The sequence below is a fragment of the Geomonas sp. genome, assembly GCF_056994735.1.
In genome coordinates this window covers 1-18,389 of sequence record NZ_JBXKJL010000301.1, presented here as the reverse complement: position 1 = coordinate 18,389, position 18,389 = coordinate 1, and the positions used below count along the sequence as shown (strand labels likewise).

At 60.9% G+C, this 18,389-nt stretch carries 18 protein-coding genes; 8 read left to right on the top strand and 10 right to left on the bottom strand.

Annotation, left to right across the window (positions count from 1 at the left end; translation table 11 throughout):
* Positions 1-78 precede the first annotated feature (78 nt).
* Both AC11W3_RS13355 and AC11W3_RS13350 read right to left on the bottom strand, forming a co-directional pair.
* Entirely contained in the window at positions 79-981 is a 903-nt protein-coding gene (locus AC11W3_RS13355; protein WP_484089681.1) for a DMT family transporter, read from the bottom strand.
* Positions 982-1,188: 207 nt separating this feature from the next.
* Complete coding sequence (locus AC11W3_RS13350) at positions 1,189-2,769, bottom strand: peptide chain release factor 3 (RefSeq protein ID WP_484089682.1); 1,581 nt, start codon at positions 2,767-2,769, stop codon at positions 1,189-1,191.
* 130 nt (positions 2,770-2,899) lie between these two features.
* Between AC11W3_RS13350 and AC11W3_RS13345 the strand changes: the two genes are divergently transcribed.
* The 3 genes from AC11W3_RS13345 to AC11W3_RS13335 all read left to right on the top strand — a co-directional run bounded on the left by AC11W3_RS13345 (position 2,900) and on the right by AC11W3_RS13335 (position 4,977).
* Entirely contained in the window at positions 2,900-3,610 is a 711-nt protein-coding gene (locus AC11W3_RS13345; protein WP_484089683.1) for a PilZ domain-containing protein, read from the top strand.
* A 3-nt stretch (positions 3,611-3,613) separates the two neighbouring features.
* A complete protein-coding gene (locus AC11W3_RS13340; protein WP_484089684.1) occupies positions 3,614-4,414 on the top strand; it encodes a TatD family hydrolase in 801 nt (266 codons plus the stop codon).
* A 65-nt stretch (positions 4,415-4,479) separates the two neighbouring features.
* Positions 4,480-4,977 (top strand): ferritin-like domain-containing protein, encoded by a 498-nt coding sequence (locus AC11W3_RS13335; protein WP_484089685.1) that lies wholly within the window; start codon positions 4,480-4,482, stop codon positions 4,975-4,977.
* A gap of 224 nt (positions 4,978-5,201) precedes the next feature.
* Here AC11W3_RS13335 and AC11W3_RS13330 read toward each other — a convergent pair whose 3' ends face one another.
* Complete coding sequence (locus AC11W3_RS13330; RefSeq protein WP_484093146.1) at positions 5,202-5,942, bottom strand: lytic transglycosylase domain-containing protein; 741 nt, start codon at positions 5,940-5,942, stop codon at positions 5,202-5,204.
* A 16-nt stretch (positions 5,943-5,958) separates the two neighbouring features.
* Positions 5,959-7,353, bottom strand: a complete 1,395-nt coding sequence (locus AC11W3_RS13325; protein ID WP_484089687.1) for a sigma-54-dependent transcriptional regulator — start codon at positions 7,351-7,353, stop codon at positions 5,959-5,961.
* 329 nt (positions 7,354-7,682) lie between these two features.
* Between AC11W3_RS13325 and AC11W3_RS13320 the strand changes: the two genes are divergently transcribed.
* The 5 genes from AC11W3_RS13320 to AC11W3_RS13300 are packed head-to-tail and all read left to right on the top strand — an operon-like array spanning position 7,683 to position 12,967.
* Positions 7,683-8,177, top strand: coding sequence for a chemotaxis protein CheW (locus tag AC11W3_RS13320; RefSeq protein ID WP_484089688.1), 495 nt, complete (start codon positions 7,683-7,685; stop codon positions 8,175-8,177).
* A 39-nt stretch (positions 8,178-8,216) separates the two neighbouring features.
* Positions 8,217-10,091, top strand: coding sequence for a chemotaxis protein CheA (locus AC11W3_RS13315; RefSeq protein ID WP_484089689.1), 1,875 nt, complete (start codon positions 8,217-8,219; stop codon positions 10,089-10,091).
* A 10-nt stretch (positions 10,092-10,101) separates the two neighbouring features.
* Positions 10,102-10,977, top strand: coding sequence for a CheR family methyltransferase (locus AC11W3_RS13310; RefSeq protein ID WP_484089690.1), 876 nt, complete (start codon positions 10,102-10,104; stop codon positions 10,975-10,977).
* Positions 10,978-10,988: 11 nt separating this feature from the next.
* A complete protein-coding gene (locus tag AC11W3_RS13305) occupies positions 10,989-11,888 on the top strand; it encodes an HDOD domain-containing protein (protein ID WP_484089691.1) in 900 nt (299 codons plus the stop codon).
* An 8-nt stretch (positions 11,889-11,896) separates the two neighbouring features.
* A complete protein-coding gene (locus AC11W3_RS13300) occupies positions 11,897-12,967 on the top strand; it encodes a protein-glutamate methylesterase/protein-glutamine glutaminase (RefSeq protein WP_484089692.1) in 1,071 nt (356 codons plus the stop codon).
* A 74-nt stretch (positions 12,968-13,041) separates the two neighbouring features.
* On the opposite strand, the gene AC11W3_RS13295 is transcribed toward AC11W3_RS13300, so the two are convergent.
* From AC11W3_RS13295 to atpA, 6 genes are all read right to left on the bottom strand, one after another.
* On the bottom strand, positions 13,042-13,332 hold the full coding sequence (locus AC11W3_RS13295; RefSeq protein WP_484089693.1) for a hypothetical protein: 291 nt from the start codon (positions 13,330-13,332) through the stop codon (positions 13,042-13,044).
* 105 nt (positions 13,333-13,437) lie between these two features.
* Positions 13,438-14,472, bottom strand: coding sequence for a retropepsin-like aspartic protease (locus AC11W3_RS13290; RefSeq protein ID WP_484089694.1), 1,035 nt, complete (start codon positions 14,470-14,472; stop codon positions 13,438-13,440).
* Positions 14,473-14,677: 205 nt separating this feature from the next.
* Entirely contained in the window at positions 14,678-15,091 is a 414-nt protein-coding gene (locus tag AC11W3_RS13285; protein WP_484089695.1) for a F0F1 ATP synthase subunit epsilon, read from the bottom strand.
* Between the two features lie 89 nt (positions 15,092-15,180).
* Positions 15,181-16,593 (bottom strand): F0F1 ATP synthase subunit beta, encoded by a 1,413-nt coding sequence (atpD, locus tag AC11W3_RS13280; protein WP_484089696.1) that lies wholly within the window; start codon positions 16,591-16,593, stop codon positions 15,181-15,183.
* Positions 16,594-16,642: 49 nt separating this feature from the next.
* Positions 16,643-17,506 carry an ATP synthase F1 subunit gamma gene (gene atpG, locus AC11W3_RS13275; protein WP_484089697.1) on the bottom strand — a complete coding sequence of 288 codons (864 nt, stop codon included), beginning with the start codon at positions 17,504-17,506 and terminating at the stop codon, positions 16,643-16,645.
* Between the two features lie 18 nt (positions 17,507-17,524).
* The coding region (gene atpA / locus AC11W3_RS13270) for a F0F1 ATP synthase subunit alpha (RefSeq protein WP_484093145.1) at positions 17,525-18,389 on the bottom strand (865 nt) is incomplete at its 5' end.

Here is an 18,389-nt window from a genome sequence, read left to right as displayed (position 1 = left end):
CGAATGAGCGGAACACTCGACCTAGGCCCAGTTCACCACCCGACCCGGATATATCTAAAAAAATGCAGGGGCGAATGATTATTCGCCCTTTTTTGTGCCTGAAAGAGAGATTGCCAGGACTGCGAGGCCGGCGAAGAGAACGGGGATGCCACAGAGGGCTGTGATGGACAGGCGCTCGCCCAGAAGGAGTATCCCAAGGAGAGCGGCGGTGAGAGGTTCCACCAGGGACAGGGTTACCGCCGTCGCCACCGGGACACGGGTCAACCCCCTGACGAAGAGCCAGTATGAAAGTGCGGTGACGATGACCCCGAGGTACAGGATGACTGCGATACCTTTGGGTGCCGCCATCCAGTGCAGGTCTGAGCTTATGAGTAGAGGTGAGAGCAGGACCGCGCCGATGCAGAAGACAACGGCCATCACCGCATCGGGTGTACGACCAGCCAACAAGCCTTTGATCGCAATAGTATAGCTGGCATATGAGGCTCCGGCGCCAAGCGCCAGTAGTATCCCAAGAGGATCAACAGCTATCCCCCCTCCCCCGCCAACGAGAAGCGCACACCCCACGATCGCTAAGACCGTGGCAACGACCCAACTCCTGCCCGGTCTCTCACCCCTGAAGATAAACCCAAGGATCCCTGCTACCACCGGCGAGCTGCCGATTCCGGCCAAAGTTCCGATTGCCACACCTGTCCTGCTGACGGCAGCGAAGAAGCAGAGCTGATACGAGGCGACGCAGGCGCCTGCCACGATGGAGGGGACGATGGGCCACCTGCCCGCGCCGAAGCCGCCCCTGATCAAGGCCAGCACCAGCAGGGTCGCACCTCCGATCACAAGACGAATGGCCCCGATGCTGACCGGAGTCGCCCCTGCGGGCGCCAGGGCCTGCGTAGTCCCGGTGGTCCCCCAGAGGATACCAGCCGCCAGCACAGAGAGAGCGCCGGTCAGGTGTGATGCTCGCGGCGTCTCGGTCACAGCAGGCATGGCATTTTCCCGGGATGATTCCATAGACGGTTCAGTACGATGCCCCCTCCCCTTGAGGGAGGGGGCTAGGGGGGGTGGGTTCGACAGGCTCAGGGTGAACGGAAGGTCGGGCAGAGCCCGTGGAAGCACGTTTAAACATACCTGCTCTCGAGGGCCTGCCATAGTAGGGTAAGGGGTGGAAAGAGGATCGGGCTGTGGGCTGTCCAGCTAGCTGTGCTCGCGGGTGGCGTGGAAGGTCAGATCCTTCCAGTTCTCCATGGTGTTGTCCAGCCGCCATTGGCTTCCGGCGAGATAGGCAAGATTCCCCTCCCCATCCTGGTACAGGCTCATCGCCTCTCTCTTCTGGAACTCGTCGAGCCTTTTGCGATCGCCTGTGACCCAACGGGCGGTCACGTAGGAGACGGGCTCATAAACCGCCTTCACCCCGTATTCATGCTCCAACCGGTGCATGACCACGTCGAACTGCAGCATGCCGACCGCGCCCACGATCCAGTCCGCTCCCATGAGCGGCCTGAAGACCTGGGTGGTTCCCTCCTCCGCCAGTTGGACCAAACCCTTCTCCAGGGCCTTGGACTTGAGCGGGTTCAGGATCCTGACCTTGCGGAAGTGCTCCGGAGCGAAGTTCGGGATGCCCGTGTACTTGAGATCCTCGCCTTGGGTGAAGGTATCCCCGATCTTGATGGTGCCGTGGTTGTGAATACCGATGATGTCGCCGGCATAAGCCTCATCGACGTTGGTCCGGTCCTGGGCCATGAAGATGGTGGCATTGGCGATCTGCACCTCGCGCCCCAGCCGCAGGTGCTTGACCTTCATGCCTCGCACGAACTTGCCGGAGCAGATCCTGAAGAAGGCTATCCTGTCGCGGTGAGCCGGGTCCATATTCGCCTGAATCTTGAAGGTGAACCCGGTGAAGGCCTCTTCGTAGGGGGATACGGTCCGGGTGGTGGCTTCGCGCGGCAGCGGGGAGGGTGCGTGCTCCACGAATGAGTCGAGCAGTTGCTGCACGCCGAAGGTATTGATGGCGCTGCCGAAGAAGACCGGCGTCTGGCGACCGGCTAGGTAGGCCTCTATGTCAAATGGATGGGCGGCGCCTTCCAGGAGCTCGACATCCGCCCGCAATTCGTCCACCTGGCTCCCCAGAAGCTCGTCCAGTTTCGGATCGTCGAGCCCCTTGACCGTGACGACCTCTCCGACGCCATGGTCTGCGGACGGGTCGTAGAAGGTGATCTCCTTGGTGTAGAGATGGTAGGTGCCGCGGAAGCGTTTCCCCATGCCGATGGGCCAGGTCATAGGCGCGCACTGGATCTTCAAGGTGCTCTCGATATCGTCCAGGAGGTCGAGCGGCTCGCGTCCCTCGCGGTCCAGCTTGTTTATGAAGGTCATGATCGGGGTGTGGCGCAGCCGGCAGACCTCGAGGAGTTTCTTGGTCTGGCTCTCCACGCCCTTGACGGAGTCGATCACCATCAGTACCGAGTCGACGGCGGTCAGTGTGCGGTAAGTATCTTCCGAGAAGTCGTTATGACCGGGGGTATCGAGGAGGTTGATCTCGAAGTTGCGGTAGCTGAACTTCATGACCGAGGAGGTGACGGAAATGCCGCGTTGCTTCTCCATCTCCATCCAGTCGCTCGTTGCGTGGCGTGCCGATTTTCTGGCCCGGACCTCACCGGCCTGCTGGATGGCGCCTCCGAAAAGAAGCAGTTTTTCCGTGATGGTGGTCTTTCCTGCGTCGGGGTGGCTGATGATTGCGAAGGTACGCCTCTTTTCAATCTCCTGCTCGTTGTGCCGCATCTACAAAAACTCCCGTATTAAAACTCTGGACAAAAGAAAAGCGAAGAGGGTATCTTCGCCGGATCTGAATAATAAGGTATTATATTGCACGGTCGATACAAAAGGGCAATCATTTTTTTAGGGTGCACGGATGAACGATCTGTACCAAAAGGTAGAGCTGGCCGGTGAAGAGCAGGACGCGGCGGAGATCTTGGCTACTCTCTCCGCCATCAGGGAAGGACGGCTTAAGAACGACATCAAGCTGCTGAACTTCTACAGGGAAATCCCCGTCAGCTACGAAGCCGAAGTTTTGACGGTGGAGCCCACCTCGGCAGAGCTGCAGGTGCACCAGATCCAGGCCGTGGTGATCTCCTTCGAAAAGATAACCGTGCTGAAGAGCAGTCATTTCCGCAGGAATGTGGTGGCGAAGGTCAATTATGTGAACGTGGAGAAGTCGAGGATCGTGCTGTCGCAGTTCAGCTACGCGGTAGTGCGGGCCGAGCGCAGGATGTCGGTCCGGGTGGAGCTGACCGATCCCATCTACGCCTCCTTCACCTCCGAGGCAGGATCCGTCAGCGGCAAGCTCAACGACATGTCGCTCACCGGCATCTCCATCAACGTCCATGAAGCCCCCGCCGTAGAAGAAAGTCAAAAGGGTGAACTCGCGGTTACCCTTCCCATTGGCACGATCACGGTGCCGGCCTCATTGCTCAAGATTCTGACTGTCGAAGAAGATTTTCGCCTGGTTTTCGAGATCGAGGTCACCCGAAGCACCGAGCTCAGCATCTCGCAATATCTCTTCCGGCGCCAGGTGGAGATCATCAAGGAACTGAAGGACCACCCAGGCATCAACCCCGAGTAAATCATGTTGTTCGACAGCCACTGCCACCTCGACGACCCGCGCCTTTCGCCCCTGCTCCCCGGGATCCTCGCCGAGGCGGAGGCTGCCGGCGTCTGCGGCTTCCTGGTCCCCGGAGTTCATCCCTCCGCATGGCAGGGGATTGCCGCCCTCTCCAGAACCTTCCCTCAAGTCATCCCGGCCTTTGGTCTGCATCCGATGCACGCGAACCTCCTCGACTCCGGGCTCTTGTCAGAACTTCGACACCTTTCCCGTCTTGCCGCAGCCATCGGGGAGATCGGCCTCGATTACGCCCCTTCCGCGCCAGATCGCGAGGTACAAAAGGGGGCTTTTCGGGCGCAACTTTCAATCGCCCGCGAGGCCGGGCTCCCGGTGCTCATACATTGTCGCAAGGCGTTCAGCGACCTCTTGATGATACTCGAGGAGGAAGGGGTGGAAAAGATAGCCGGAGTGATGCATGCCTTTTCCGGGAGCCCCGAGACCGCGACGGAATGCATCCGTTTGGGCCTGCACATTTCCCTTGCCGGGACCGTTACCTACGGGAACGCCGTGCGACCCCTTGCGGTGGCCGCGTCGGTCCCGCTGGAGCGGCTTCTTCTCGAAACAGATGCTCCTGATCTCCCCCCCGAGCCTTTCCGCGGGGAACTAAACCGCCCCTCCCACCTCGTTGTTACAGCCAGTCATGTCGCTGCCATCAAAGGGGTGTCGGTAGAGGAACTGGGACGGATAACGACGGCCAATGCCGCCCGCCTCTTCCGGCTGGGGGAGGACCTCCGGTGGACGCAGCCTTCCTCCCCTCTTCATTGACCTTCACTGGCCCTTCGATACAATTTAATAAAAGGGTTGATTCATCAGCCGACGGAGGTGCAGCCATGGGGAAACAATACACACTGCAGGAGGCGTTGAAGCTGGCAATCCAGACCGAGAAGGAGAGCATGGACTTCTATCGGCGGGCTGCTTCAATAACCGCGGACGAGAGATCGAAGAAAGTTTTCAATCTGCTGGCCGAGGAGGAGATCGGGCATCTGAAGGCCTTCTTTGATCATTACAAGGGAGGGGACCTGGGAGACCTGCAAGGCTACCTGCAGACCCCGCCCGACAAAACCTCCGCCACCCACCAGGCTCTTGAGCGGGCCCTGGCCGAGGACGTCCATGAACAGAAGGCCCTGGAGATCGCTCTCGCGGAGGAAAAAGCGACCATCGAACTGTACACGGTTATGGCCCAGGACATGTCGGACCCCCAGGTGAAACGGGTCTTCGAGACCGTGGTGCGTGAGACCCAGGGGCACCACGACATGATCGAGGACGAGTACATGCGGGTCATGACCATGGTGAGCGAGTCTGATCAGAACATCTATGTAAGGGAGTGATCGAGGACTGACGGCTGTGGCCTTCTGGCACACCTCCGGAAAAGACGAAAGCCTCCCCACCCGTCAAGGGTGCGGAGGCTTTTTGGTTTCAGAGGTGCTCGCTGGTGAGGCTGCGAGCCCCGCGGCACCTCAACAGGTGCGAGAGTAGGGGAATACTTGTTCGCCCCTACGAATGATCGGGTGGCAATATTTCAGGAGCGGAGGGTGAGGCGGCCAGGAAGAACTTACGCCGCGTACTGCGAGTAGTAACCTTTGACCTTACCGAGGTACGCCCTGGTTTCGCGGGGGAGGCGATCGGTGCCGTGGCGGTCGACGTTGCCGGGGCCCCAGTTGTAGGCAGCCAGGGCCTCGTCGACGTTCCCGTAACGGTTGAGCATGTCCTTGAAGAACCTAGTCCCGGCCATCACGTTCTGCTCGGCGTTGTAGGGATCCGTCACCCCCAGGCCTCTCGCCGTCGAAGGCATCAGCTGCATCAGCCCCTGCGCCCCGACCGAGGAAACGGCGCGGGGATTGAAGTCGCTCTCGGCCTTGATGATGGCCTTGATCAGCCCGCCATCGATACCGTAGCGCTTCGAGGCCTTCTGGATGATGGCTTCCAGGCCGGAGGCTTTTCCATCATCGGCAGGGGGTTCGGCTGCGCAGACACTATCGGCAGCATCCGCATCGCCGGCTACCCCGCCGACCGCCTGAGAAGATTGCGGGAGTTGCTCGAGGAACTTGTCCAGCACCCCCTGTACGCCCATGGAGCGCGCTGCGGCGGCCTTATGGTCGTCATCGCCGAGGCTGATGGCGGAACTCAGCATCTTCAGGCGCAGTATCTCGGCCGCCGTGGTGGCGGAAACGGGTTCCGACTGCGCTGAACCGTCGAGGACTTCCTGAAACTGCGTCCCCGGGGCCGCTGTCGGAGCACCCGGTTTCTTCGCCGTTGCCAGATTCTGTGCTGCCGCTACCGGATCTATCGACATTTCTGATACCTTCTCGCTAAGTGCCTGTCGCGTCGTATACCAGCTTCTTCTTTTTCAGCTTTTCTATCAGGGTGGTCCGCTTGAGGTTGAGGAGTTCGGCCGCTTCTTTCTTGTTACCCCGGCTTTTCTGCAGGGCCTGAAGAATCAGCCGGTTCTCGAATTCCTCGACCGCGCTGTTCAGGCAGAAGCCGTCCTCCGGCAAGGTAATCTGCTCGCCCCGGGCTACCGATACCCGCCCGCCGCGGTATTTCTCCGGCAGATCGTTGACGTTGATGGTGCCGGAGCCCTTGATGATCACCAGGCGCTCGACCAGGTTCTCCAACTCGCGCACGTTCCCCGGCCATTCGTAGTGTGTCAGGATCTCCATCACCTGCTTGTCGAATCCCAGCACCTTGCGCTGCTTGGTCTTGTTGAACTTCTCCAGGAAGGTGTTCAGGAGAAGCACGATGTCAGTGCCGCGCTCTCGCAGCGGCGGCAGCGTGATCGGGATCACGGAGAGCCGGTAGTAGAGGTCCTCCCTGAAGGCCTTCGATACCACCATCTGGTCCAGGTTCTGGTTGGTCGCCGCTATGATCCTGACGTCGACCTTCTTGGTCCGGGTGGCACCGACCGGCTCCACTTCCCGGTTCTGAAGCACCCGCAGGAGCTTGACCTGCAGGTTGGCCTTCATGTCCCCGATCTCGTCAAGGAAGAGGGTCCCCTTGTCAGCCATCTCGAAGCGGCCGACGCGGGTGGCAACGGCCCCGGTGAAGGACCCCTTGACGTGGCCGAAGAGCTCGCTCTCCAGGAGTTCGTCCGGGATGGCTGCGCAGTTGACGGCGACGAAGTTCTTGTCGGCCCGATTGGAGAGATCGTGGATGGCCCGGGCCACCAACTCCTTCCCGGTCCCCGACTCACCCTGGATCAGCACGGTGGAGTCGGAGGTCGCCACCTTCTCCACCATCTCGAAGAGCGAGAGCATCTTTTCACTCTCTCCGATGATGTTGTTCAGCAACGCCCTGTTCTTTATGCATGGTTTGGACCGAAAACTCTTGCTCTGCAGCGCTTGGTGTTCGAGCCCCCTTTTCACGTGGGTCTCCAACTCCTCGAGGTTGAAGGGCTTCTCCAGGTAGAAGAAGGCCCCGGCCTTCAAGAGGTTGGCCGTCATCTCAAAGTTGGCGAAGGCGCTGTAGGCGATGGTGACGATTTCCGGACGGAGCGACTTGAGCTGCTTGATAAACTCCAGACCGTTGACCCTGGGCATCATGATGTCCGTGATCACCATCTGCACGTCGTGGAGTTCGATCTTCTGCAGGGCATCCTGGCCGTCGAAAGCCTGGAAGACCTGGTAGCCTTTGTAGCTCAGGAAGGCGGCTACAAAGTCACGCGTTTTCTTGTCATCGTCGGCAATCAGTATTCTCGGTGATTCCATTATCTCCCCGATTTCCGTTAAAGTTGCTGAGGATTGGACCGATAAAAAATCGTGTCGTGGGAAACTATAACGGCATCCGGCACAGATGTCAATAAAATGACTTTAACGTTGTCACCTTGGCATCTACGTGAGATAGCGTCAATTTTTTGCTAACGGGTGTCGGATTTCGGGCGCTTAGCAGCGGTCACCTCCGCCTGAGGCGACAGGTAGGTGGCGCTACCGGGGAAAAAAATTTCATTCAACCTTTGGCTCCGGCATCCGATTAGCATATATCAGGGGCGCACGCCCGAGGTCTCTTCTGGGACCGGAAAGAGCATACGGAGGAGATAATGCAGACCGCACTTAAGTTAAGGAGCGAAGAATCCGGTGGTGAGCTGATCCAGCTGGTCAGCTTCAACCTGGAAAAAGAGGAATACGGCATTAACGTGCTGATGGTGCGGGAGATCATCCGGATGCTCAACATCACGCGCGTGCCCAACACCCCGCATTACGTCGAGGGTGTCATAAATCTGCGCGGCAAGGTCATCCCGATCATCTCGCTTCGAAAAAAGTTCGACCTGATGGAGGCGGAGTACGACAAGCGGACCCGCATCATGGTGATGGAAGTGGTCGGCGAGATGATGGGCTTCATCGTCGACGAGGTTTCCGAGGTCATCCGCATCTCCGACAAGGAGATCCAGCCTCCGCCGCCGGTGGTGGCAGGCGGCATCGAACAGGAGTGCATGGCCGGGGTCATCAACCAGGCCGAGCGACTCCTGGTTCTGCTGGACCTGGAGAAGATGTTCTCCGCCGACGAGAGAAAGTTCTTCAGCAGCGTAGTCTAAAGCGCAACATGGGCTACCCCCCATTCCCGGAGCATAATCATGGCAATAGATTGCGAAGATCAGGAACTTCTGGAAGGTTTCCTGGCGGAAACGACAGAACTGCTGGAGAAGCTTGACGACGACCTGGTAACTCTTGAGAAAAGCCCGGAAGACTCCGAGCTCATGAACAGGATCTTCCGCTCGATTCATACCGTCAAGGGAGCTTCCAGTTTCCTTGGTTTCGATCTGCTGGTTAAGGTGACCCACAAGACCGAGGACGTCCTCAACCGCCTGAGAAAGGTGGAACTCTCCCTAAACTCCGAGATCATGGACGTGATTCTCGAGGCGGTGGACCTGGTCAAGACCCTGGTCTCCGACATCAAGGGGGGCGACATCGTCGAGCGCGACCTCGACACGGTGATCTCCAAGCTGATCCCCTTCCTCTCGGAGGGTGCCACCGAGGCCAAGGTCCTCGCGCCGGCGCTCTCCGCTCCGCCGCGGGCAGAGGGAAAAGCCGAGGAGTCCGCGTCCGGCAGTGCCGCGCTTGAAGAGGCCTCGCAGGCTCTCCAGGCAGCAGCAGCCGAAGCCATGTGCGCCCCCGCCAACGGGATCGCCGTCCCCGCTGTGGCACCGGCCCCCGCGGCTGAGGGCGCCCAGACGCAGCCGAAGAAGGCCCAGCCGGCCAAGGAGGCGCCGAAACCTCCCGCCGCCAAGGGCGAGGAACTGGCCGACAACTCGACGGTGCGCGTGGACGTGAAGCGACTGGACGACCTGATGAACCAGGTCGGCGAACTGGTGCTGGAGCGTAACCGCATGATCCAGCTCCATACGGACTACCAGTCCGGGCTCGATCCTGCCGGCTTCGCCGACGATTTCGGGAAACTCTCCAAGAGGCTCAACTTCGTCACCTCCGAGCTGCAGATGCAGGTCCTCAAGATGAGGATGCTCCCGGTAGAGAAGGTCTTCAAGAAGTTCCCCCGCATCGTCCGAAACCTGGCGCGCGACTTGGGCAAGGAAGTGGAGCTGCAGGTCTTCGGCGAGGAAACCGAGCTGGACCGCTCCGTCGTCGACGAGATCGGCGATCCGCTCATCCACCTGATCAGGAACGCCCTCGACCACGGGCTGGAGACCCCCGACGAGCGCGTGGCCGCCGGCAAGGGTCGCTCCGGCACGGTCGTACTTTCGGCCGCGCACGAGGGCAACCAGATCGTCATCAGCATCAAGGACGACGGCCGCGGCATCGATCCTGAGCGGATCTCCAGGAAGGCACTCGAGAAGGGGCTGGTCAGCGAGGAGCAGCTCGCCTCCATGGGGCCGCGCGAGATCCTCGACCTCCTCTTCCTCCCCGGCTTCTCGACCAAGGAGCAGACCACCGACCTCTCCGGCCGCGGGGTCGGGATGGACGTGGTGCGCACCAACATCAGGAAGCTGAACGGCATCATCGAGATCAAGAACGACGTGGGGCACGGAACAGAGTTCATCCTCAAGCTCCCACTGACCCTGGCCATCATCCAGTCGCTGCTGGTCGAGGTCGAACGCGAGGTCTACTCCATACCGCTGTCGTCGGTCATCGAGACCATGCGGGTCTCGAAGGACGAGTTCCACATGGTGGGCGGGCAGGAAGTGCTGAAGCTCCGCGACTCGGTACTGCCGCTGCTCAGACTGCAGCGGACCTTCAACTGCGAGGAGACCGGCGAGGACCGCAGCACCTGCTATGTGGTGATCGTGGGGGTGGCCGAGAAGCGGATCGGCCTGGTGGTGAGCAGGCTCCTCGGGCAGCAGGAGGTGGCCATCAAGTCGCTGGGCAAGTTCCTGGCCAATCTACCGGGTATCGGGGGATCGACCATCATGGGCGACGGCCGCGTAGCCCTTATTGTCGACCCGATCGGTCTTATCGGAGGCGGCGATGCTGCCGGCGTCAGGAAATGTGCCTGAGGGAAAGATAATGGCAATTGAAACCAAACCGCTGGATGTGAAAGGTGCCTCCCCGAAGATCTCCGAGAAGGACTTCGAGCAGCTCAGGGATTACATATATAACGTCTGCGGCATATATTTTCACAGCAGCAAGAAGTACTTCCTGGAGAGCAGGCTGGCCCGCCGGATGGAGGCTACCGGGAGCAAGACCCACTCCGAGTACTACCAGTTCGTCCGCGCCGGCGTCACCGGCAGTGGCGAGTTGAAAAAGCTTCTCGACGAAATCACCACCAACGAGACCTGCTTCTTCCGCAACATGCCGCAGCTCACCGCCCTGGAAAACAAGTTCCTCCCGGAAATCGTGGCTGTGAAGGGGAAGATCGGCTTCAAGAAGATCCGCATCTGGAGCGCCGGCTCCTCCTCCGGGGAAGAGGCCTACACCATGGCCATGATGCTCCTGGAGAAGCGCGCCACCCTGCTGAAGGACTGGATCATCGAGATCGTGGGGACCGACATCAACGAGACGGTGCTGGCCCAGGCAAAGGAAGGGGTCTACGGCAGCTATTCGGTCCGCAATACCCCGGACTTCTACCTGAAGAAGTATTTCAAGGAGGAAGCCCCCGGCAAATTTGTGCTCTCCCCCGAGGTCAAGAAGCTCGCCACCTTCAACCACCTCAACCTCTACGACGACAACAAGATGCTCTTCATGAAGAGCTTCGACTTCATATTCTGCGCCAACGTGCTGATCTACTTCGACACCGCCTCCAAGAGCAAGGTGGTTCAGCATTTTTACAACAATCTGCAGCCGTACGGCTACTTCTTCGTAGGGCAGTCCGAGTCGCTGCATGGCGTGAACGACAAGTTCAAAACCGTGCACTTCCCGGGCGGATTCACCTACAACAAGTGAGGATGATGGGTATGGAAAAGGCATCCATGATGCAGACGGCTCAGGAGATGGTGGAAAGTTTCGTTGATCTCCCCACCATCCCGCAGGTGGCCACCAGGGTGATCGAACTCCTGGACAAGCCGGGGGTGGAACTGGACGAGGTGGCAGACATGATCCTGGCCGACCAGGTACTGGCGGCGCGGGTCATCAAGATGGTGAACTCGCCGCTCTACAAGCCCGCCCACGAGATAAAGTCGGTCAAGAGGGCCCTCATCTATCTCGGGTTCCGCCACATACGCGAGCTGGCCTTCACCTGCTCCTTCGTCGACGTCTTCGAAGGGCGGGACGGCATCATCGATATCAAGAGCTTCTGGGAGCACTCCTTCGGGGTCGGCGTGGTGGCCAAGATCATCGCCCAGCGGGTCCGCTACCCGGACACCGAGAAGGCCTACCTGGTGGGGATCGTACACGACATCGGCGAGGTCTTCCTGAGCTACTACCGCCAGGACGCGTTCCGCTCACTCCTGGACTCGGTGCAGGGTCATCCTTTCCGGCTGGTGGAGAAGGAGGCGGAATTCCTCGGGACCTCCCACAACGAAGTCGGCCTCTGCATCGCCAAAAAATGGAACTTCCCCGCCGACTACTGCGAGGTGATCGCCCTGCATCATGCCCCCGACGAGGCTGTGCTCGATCCCACCCTCTGCGCCATCGTCAACCTCGCCGACCTCTTCTGCTCCGTCCGCAACCTCGACTACGGCGGCAACTCCTGGGTTTCCTTCAACCTGGCTGAGGAGAGGGCCTGGGCCATCCTGGGGGCCTACGCGCCCACCCTGGCAGGCCTTGACGTGGAGCGCTTCTGCTACGAGCTCGATGACAGGGTACCCGAGATCGCGGACATGGTCAGGTCGATCTTCAAAGGGATAGGAGCCTAGTTAAAGCCATGTTTCCCGCACAGCAAGGCAAATTGAGGGTGCTCATAGTCGACGACTCCTCCTTCATGCGCATGGCGATCAGGGGGATCCTCACCAAGGCCCCGCGCGTCGAGGTGGTGGGGGTCGCGGCGGACGGCGTGGAAGGGGTGGAGAAAGCGCTGGCCCTCAATCCCGACCTGATCACCATGGACGTCGAGATGCCCCGGCTGGACGGCATCGGCGCACTGAAGCAGATCATGGCCAAGCAGCCGACCAGGGTGCTGATGGTTTCCACCCTGACCTGCGAGGGGGCGCGCTCGACCTTCGAGGCCCTGGAGGCCGGCGCCATCGACTACGTCCCCAAGAACGTGAGCGACAGCAAGGACGCCCAGGCCATCTTCCAGCAGGCGCTCCTGGCCAAGGTCACGGAAGCTTCCCACGCCCCTGTTCCGAGGAGGGCAACCGGAGCCCCCAGAGTGGTCCGCCCCGCCCCTGCGGTACGCCCTTCGCACTTCGCCCACAGGCGGATCTCCTATGTCGGGATCGGCGCCTCCACCGGCGGCCCCGTGGCACTCCAGGAGGTCCTATCCAGGGTCCCGGTCAATTTCCCGCACGGTATCGTAGTCGCCATCCACATGCCGAAGGCCTTCACCGGCCCCTATGCCGAGCGTCTCAACGCCAAGTGCTCCCTTTCCATCAGGGAAGCCTCTGACGGCGACGTCCTCAGGGGCGGAGAGGTGCTGATCGCCCCTGGCGGCCGGCACACCTCGCTGGTCAAGCAGGGGAGCAGCATCATCGTCAGGACCGCCCCCACCACGGACTTCCCGCAGTACATCTACATACCTTCGGTCGACCAGATGCTGACCAGCCTCTGCGAAGCGAGCGGCGGTTCGATGCTTGGGGTTATCCTGACCGGGATGGGTAACGACGGCTTCAAGGGGATGAAGCACCTGAAAGGAAAAGGCGGGGTGACGCTGGTGCAGAATGAGGCGACCTCGACTATCTACGGTATGCCCAGGGCCTGCGTCGAGGGTAACGTGGCGGACGTGGTGCTCCCCCTGGACCAGATCGGATACGAAATAGGCAAGATAGGCAGCTAGTCACCGCAGCCGCGCCCTCCCAGGGGCGGCTGAAGTGATTCACCCCAATAAACGCTCCCCTCACCACGATCCTGCTAGCGCCTTCCCCGCAGATACAGTCCCCGGTCTGCAGCCTCCACCGCACACCCGGAAAATCCCTGACGCTTGAGCCTGAAGAGCATGAAAGGCGCCGCTATCGAGAGGCAGTTGGGGAAGAAGACCCTGAACTCGCCCCGGCTGTCAAGGAAACGGTCTATCCGGGCGATATCGCCAGGCAGTGCTACCTCTTTCGAACCGTCCTGCCCCTGTGATTGCTGCGGAGGTGGGAATAGAGAGTAGAAGATCACTTTCAATGTACTGGCAAGGCGTTGCGTGGTCTGACCCAATCTTTCACCTCGATTTTGGCTGCTACCCGTTCTATCAGGTCAAGCCGAGCGTCCTGCAGGAGCGGCTTCCGCCGCGAGGACCCGGCCGCAACGGCTGGCCTCTCATCAGAACCACCTGATCAACTCCCGCTCCATGTCGATCTGGTAGCGGTGCTTGGCCAGAAAGTCCATCCCCAGCAGGCCATCGTGCACCCCCTCGGTTCCCTTGTAGGAGATCAGTTCCACATCGGCGGGCATGGCAAAGGGTCCCACCACCAGGGCATCGATCCTCGCCACCCTGGAACTGATCAGCCTCCCGTCGGCGACCTCGGACTGCGAGATCTTGGTGGAGCGCAGATCGATCCTCAGCTTGGCGGCGAGATGCTCATGAACCGCAGTCCGCGTCGCCCCGGTGTCCAGCACCAGCTCGAGTCGTACCGACTCCCCTCCGTTTTTCAGGGTCACCGGTACCAGAACCTGGTTGTTCACTACCCTCATCCGCGTGACCTGCTCGCACTGCGTAAGTGCCCCCCTCGGCTCCTGCGGGGAGCGATCGACCAGCACGCTTTCGGCGATCTCCCTAATTGGCGCGGAGGCCACTGCAGGCATCGACGAATTCAGCCCGGAAGCACGGTAGGTAGTGGAAGAGGGAGGGCTCGACTCCTGTGTGGCTGCAGGCGCCGCCGGCATCGATCCGTGCTCACCGGTAACCACGCCCCAGAAGATATACAGGGCCGGCATGGCTGCTGCCGATGAGGCAGCAGCGATTGCGATACGGCGCCAGATGGCAGCGGATGCCGAGGGGGCCGCTGATTCGATGTCGAACCGCGCCATCAGTTCCAGCGCGTAGACCGAGAACTTCTTCCTGAGGAGCGGATCCAGGCACCCTTCGCCAACCTCGGAGAGCACAGCGATGCCGCGCCGGGTCTGCGCTGACTTGATCAGGGGGATGGCGATGAAGCTGATCAGATTCAGCACCGCGCCCTGCTTTTCCGCGTATTCCTGGGACTTCTTCGGCTGCCCCAACCGGGGAAGCACGGAGCGGCTCAGCTCGTAAAGTCCTTCGATGAGGAGGGCCTCCCGCCTGGCGGGGCCGTCGGCCTCCTGCAACTCGGCAGCGAGCCTTTCCTTGAGGGTGGAGCAGAGTCGATCGATGTCCATGTCACCTCCAGTCGGCACAGCGTCCCCGCCTTGCGACCGGCTGCTATTCCTGCCATGACATCGATATTGTATCCCACAAAACCAGCTCCGTCTTAGCCGGTCCAGGAAGAGGCTGCTGCCGGCGCGCGGCAAGGGTTGGAAGTGCCGGGGACAAAAAAAGAGCGGCCTGAGCCGCTCTTCGGTGATGCAATTTATCAGTCAGGCGTCAGCGCCTGGCCTTCCCGGCCACCTGGACCCTGACCAGCGCGCGCTCGAGGGCAGCCTCGTACACGCGGAAGTTCTTGTCCTCGGGGGTGAGGGCCTTGAGCTGGGTCTCGGCCCGGCCCATAGCGGCCTTGGCACGCTCCATGTCGATCTCGTCCGCCCTTTCGGCGGTCTCGACCAGCACGGTCACCTTGTCGTTCTCCACCTCGAAGTAGCCCCAGTTGAGGGCCAGGTGGTGCAGGGCACCGTCCTTCTTGTAGGCCAGTTCCCCGATCTTGAGCGAGGTCAGGAAGGGTGCGTGGCCCGGAAGCACGCCGAATTCGCCGAGAGCGCCGGTGGCGGTGATCTCGTCGACCTCTTCCGAGAGGACCTTCTTGTAAGGAGTTACCAGTTCAACCTTCAGTTTTTCAGCCATATAAACCTCTTGGTGAAGGGTGAAAGGTGAAAGGTGAAGGGTAAACTCCCCTACCTTTTCACCTGTCACTTTTCACCTTTCACATGATGTTAGACAGCCAGCGACTTCGCCTTCTCGATGGCCTCTTCGATGGTACCGACCATGTAGAAAGCCTGCTCGGGGAGGTCGTCGTGCTTGCCGGCCACGATCTCGGAGAAGCCCTTGATGGTGTCCTTCAGCTCGACGTACTTGCCCGGGGAACCGGTGAAGGCCTCGGCGACGTGGAACGGCTGGGAGAGGAACCTCTGGATCTTCCTGGCGCGGGCAACAACCAGTTTGTCCTCCTCGGAGAGCTCGTCCATACCGAGAATGGCGATGATGTCCTGGAGGTCCTTGTACTTCTGGAGGACGTACTGGACCTGACGGGCGATGGCGTAGTGCTCGTCACCGATGACCTGCGGATCGAGGATCCTGGAGGTGGAGTCGAGCGGGTCCACTGCCGGGTAGATGCCGAGCTCGGCGATCTGACGGGAAAGAACCGTGGTGGCGTCGAGGTGGGCGAAGGCGGTTGCCGGAGCCGGGTCGGTAAGGTCGTCAGCCGGAACGTAGATAGCCTGGACCGAGGTGATGGAACCTTTCTTGGTCGAGGTGATGCGCTCCTGGAGCTCGCCCATCTCGGTGGCCAGCGTAGGCTGGTAACCGACGGCGGAAGGGATACGGCCGAGGAGTGCGGAAACCTCGGAACCCGCCTGGGTGAAGCGGAAGATGTTGTCGACGAAGAGGAGCACGTCCTGGCCTTCCTCGTCACGGAAGTACTCCGCGATCGAGAGAGCGGAGAGCGCAACGCGGGCACGTGCCCCCGGGGGCTCGTTCATCTGGCCGTAGACCAGGGCCGCCTTGTCGAGAACGCCCGACTCTTTCATCTCCATCCAGAGGTCGTTCCCTTCACGGGTACGCTCGCCGACGCCGGCGAAGACGGAGAAGCCGCCGTGCTGCTTGGCGATGTTGTTGATCAGCTCCATGATGAGAACGGTCTTGCCGACGCCAGCGCCGCCGAAGAGGCCGATCTTGCCGCCCCTGGCGTACGGAGCGAGGAGGTCGACGACCTTGATGCCGGTGGTGAAAGCCTCAACCTTGGTGGACTGGTCCACGAAGGCCGGAGCTTCGCGGTGGATGCCGTATTCTTTCTCGTTGCCTACCGGACCCATCTCGTCCACCGGCTCGCCGATGACGTTGAGGATGCGGCCCAGGGTCTTGCGGCCGACCGGAACCGAGATCTGCTTGCCGGTGTCCAGAACCTTCTGGCCGCGAACGAGGCCGTCGGTGGAGTCCATTGCGATGGTCCTGACGGCGTTCTCACCCAGGTGCTGGGCAACTTCCAGAACCAGGTTGTTCTCCTGGTCGTCGATCGCCGGGTTGGTTACCCTGAGGGCGTTGTAGATCGGGGGAAGCTGCCCCGGCTCGAATTCGACGTCGATAACCGCGCCGATGACCTGCGATATTTTTCCGAAGTTCTGACTCATGTTACCCTCTTCCTCCTGCGGCCCCGGAAGGCCACTATTTTTATAAGTGTTAACCTTTGATGGATTCCGCACCGGAGATGATTTCCATCAGCTCCGTGGTGATCGCGGCCTGGCGCGCCCTGTTGTAGATCAGGGTCAGCTTGCCGATCATCTCCGTGGCGTTCTTCGAGGCGCTGTCCATGGCGGTCATCCTGGCGCCGTGCTCGGAGGCCACCGATTCCAGCAGCGCCTTGAACACCTGCACATCAATGTGCTTGGGGAGGAGTTCGTCAAGCAGCGCAGCCTTGGAAGGCTCGTAGATGTATTCGGTCTGCTGCTCCTCTTCGGCGCCCTGCTTGGGCGTAACCGGCAGGAGCTGCTCCAGGGTGATGTCCTGGCTCATGACGCTCTTGAAGGCGTTGTAGATGATGTAGACTTCGTCGTACTCCTCCGCCAGGTACCCCTCGATCAACTCCCCGGCGATCAGCGCGGCGGTCTGGTAGGAGAGGGTGGAGAAGATGTTGCTGTGGTTCTTGCGCACCGTGTGACGGTTCCTGAGGAATTCGTAGCCCTTGCGACCGATGGTCATCAGCGACATCTCGCTGAATTCACCCTTGCGCTCGTTGATGAAGCGCTCGGCTGCCTTGGAGAGGTTGGCGTTGAAGCCGCCGCAGAGGCCCCTGTCCGAGGTAACGACCACCAGCAGAGCCCGGCGGCCGTCGCGCTTGACCATCAGCGGGCTGGCGTCGGCATCCTGGCTTTTCGCCAGGCGCTCCAGCACCTCTGCAAGCTTCGCTGCGTAGGGACGCGCGGCGACAACGTTTTCCTGGGCACGGCGCAGTTTCGCCGCCGAGACCATCTTCATGGCCGCGGTGATCTGCCTGGTATTTTTTACGGATACGATCCGCTTCTTGATACTTTTGAGATTCGCCATACGCTGTCCGTCCTTGGATTAGGCAGTAAATTCCTTCTTGAACTCTTCGAGCGAGGCGACGATCTGCCCCTTCAGGGTGTCGTCGATCGCCTTCTTGTCGCGGAGCTCGGCAAGGAGGTTCGCCTTCCTGGAATCAAAGAAAGCGTAGAGTTCCGTCTCGTAGCGGTTGAGGGAGCCGACCGGGTAGTCGTCCACGAAGCCGTTGTTGGCTGCGAAGATGATCAGGACCTGCTTCTCGTTCGGGATCGGCCGGTACTGCGGCTGCTTGAGGATCTCGACCAGACGGGCGCCACGGGCGAGCTGCATCTGGGTCGCCTTGTCGAGGTCGGAGCCGAACTGGGCGAAGGCGGCCATCTCGCGGTACTGGGCCAGAGCCAGACGCAGGGTACCTGCAACCTGCTTCATGGCTTTAACCTGGGCGGAACCGCCGACGCGGGAGACCGAGAGACCGACGTTGATGGCGGGACGTACGCCGGAGTAGAACAGGTCGCTCTCCAGGTAGATCTGGCCGTCGGTGATCGAGATCACGTTGGTCGGGATGTACGCGGCCACGTCGCCTTCCTGCGTCTCGACGATGGGCAGCGCGGTGAGCGACCCGCCGCCCTCCTTGTCGGAGAGCTTCGCGGCGCGCTCGAGCAGGCGGCTGTGGAGGTAGAAGACGTCGCCGGGGTACGCCTCGCGGCCCGGCGGCCGGCGCAGGAGGAGCGAGAGCTGGCGGTAGGCCGTGGCGTGCTTGGACAGGTCGTCGTAGATGCAGAGCGCGTGGCGGCCGGAGTCGCGGTAGTACTCGGCCATCGCGCAGCCCGCGTACGGGGCGACGTACTGCAGTGGCGCCGACTCCGACGCGGAGGCCACGACCACTGTCGTGTAGGCCATCGCGCCC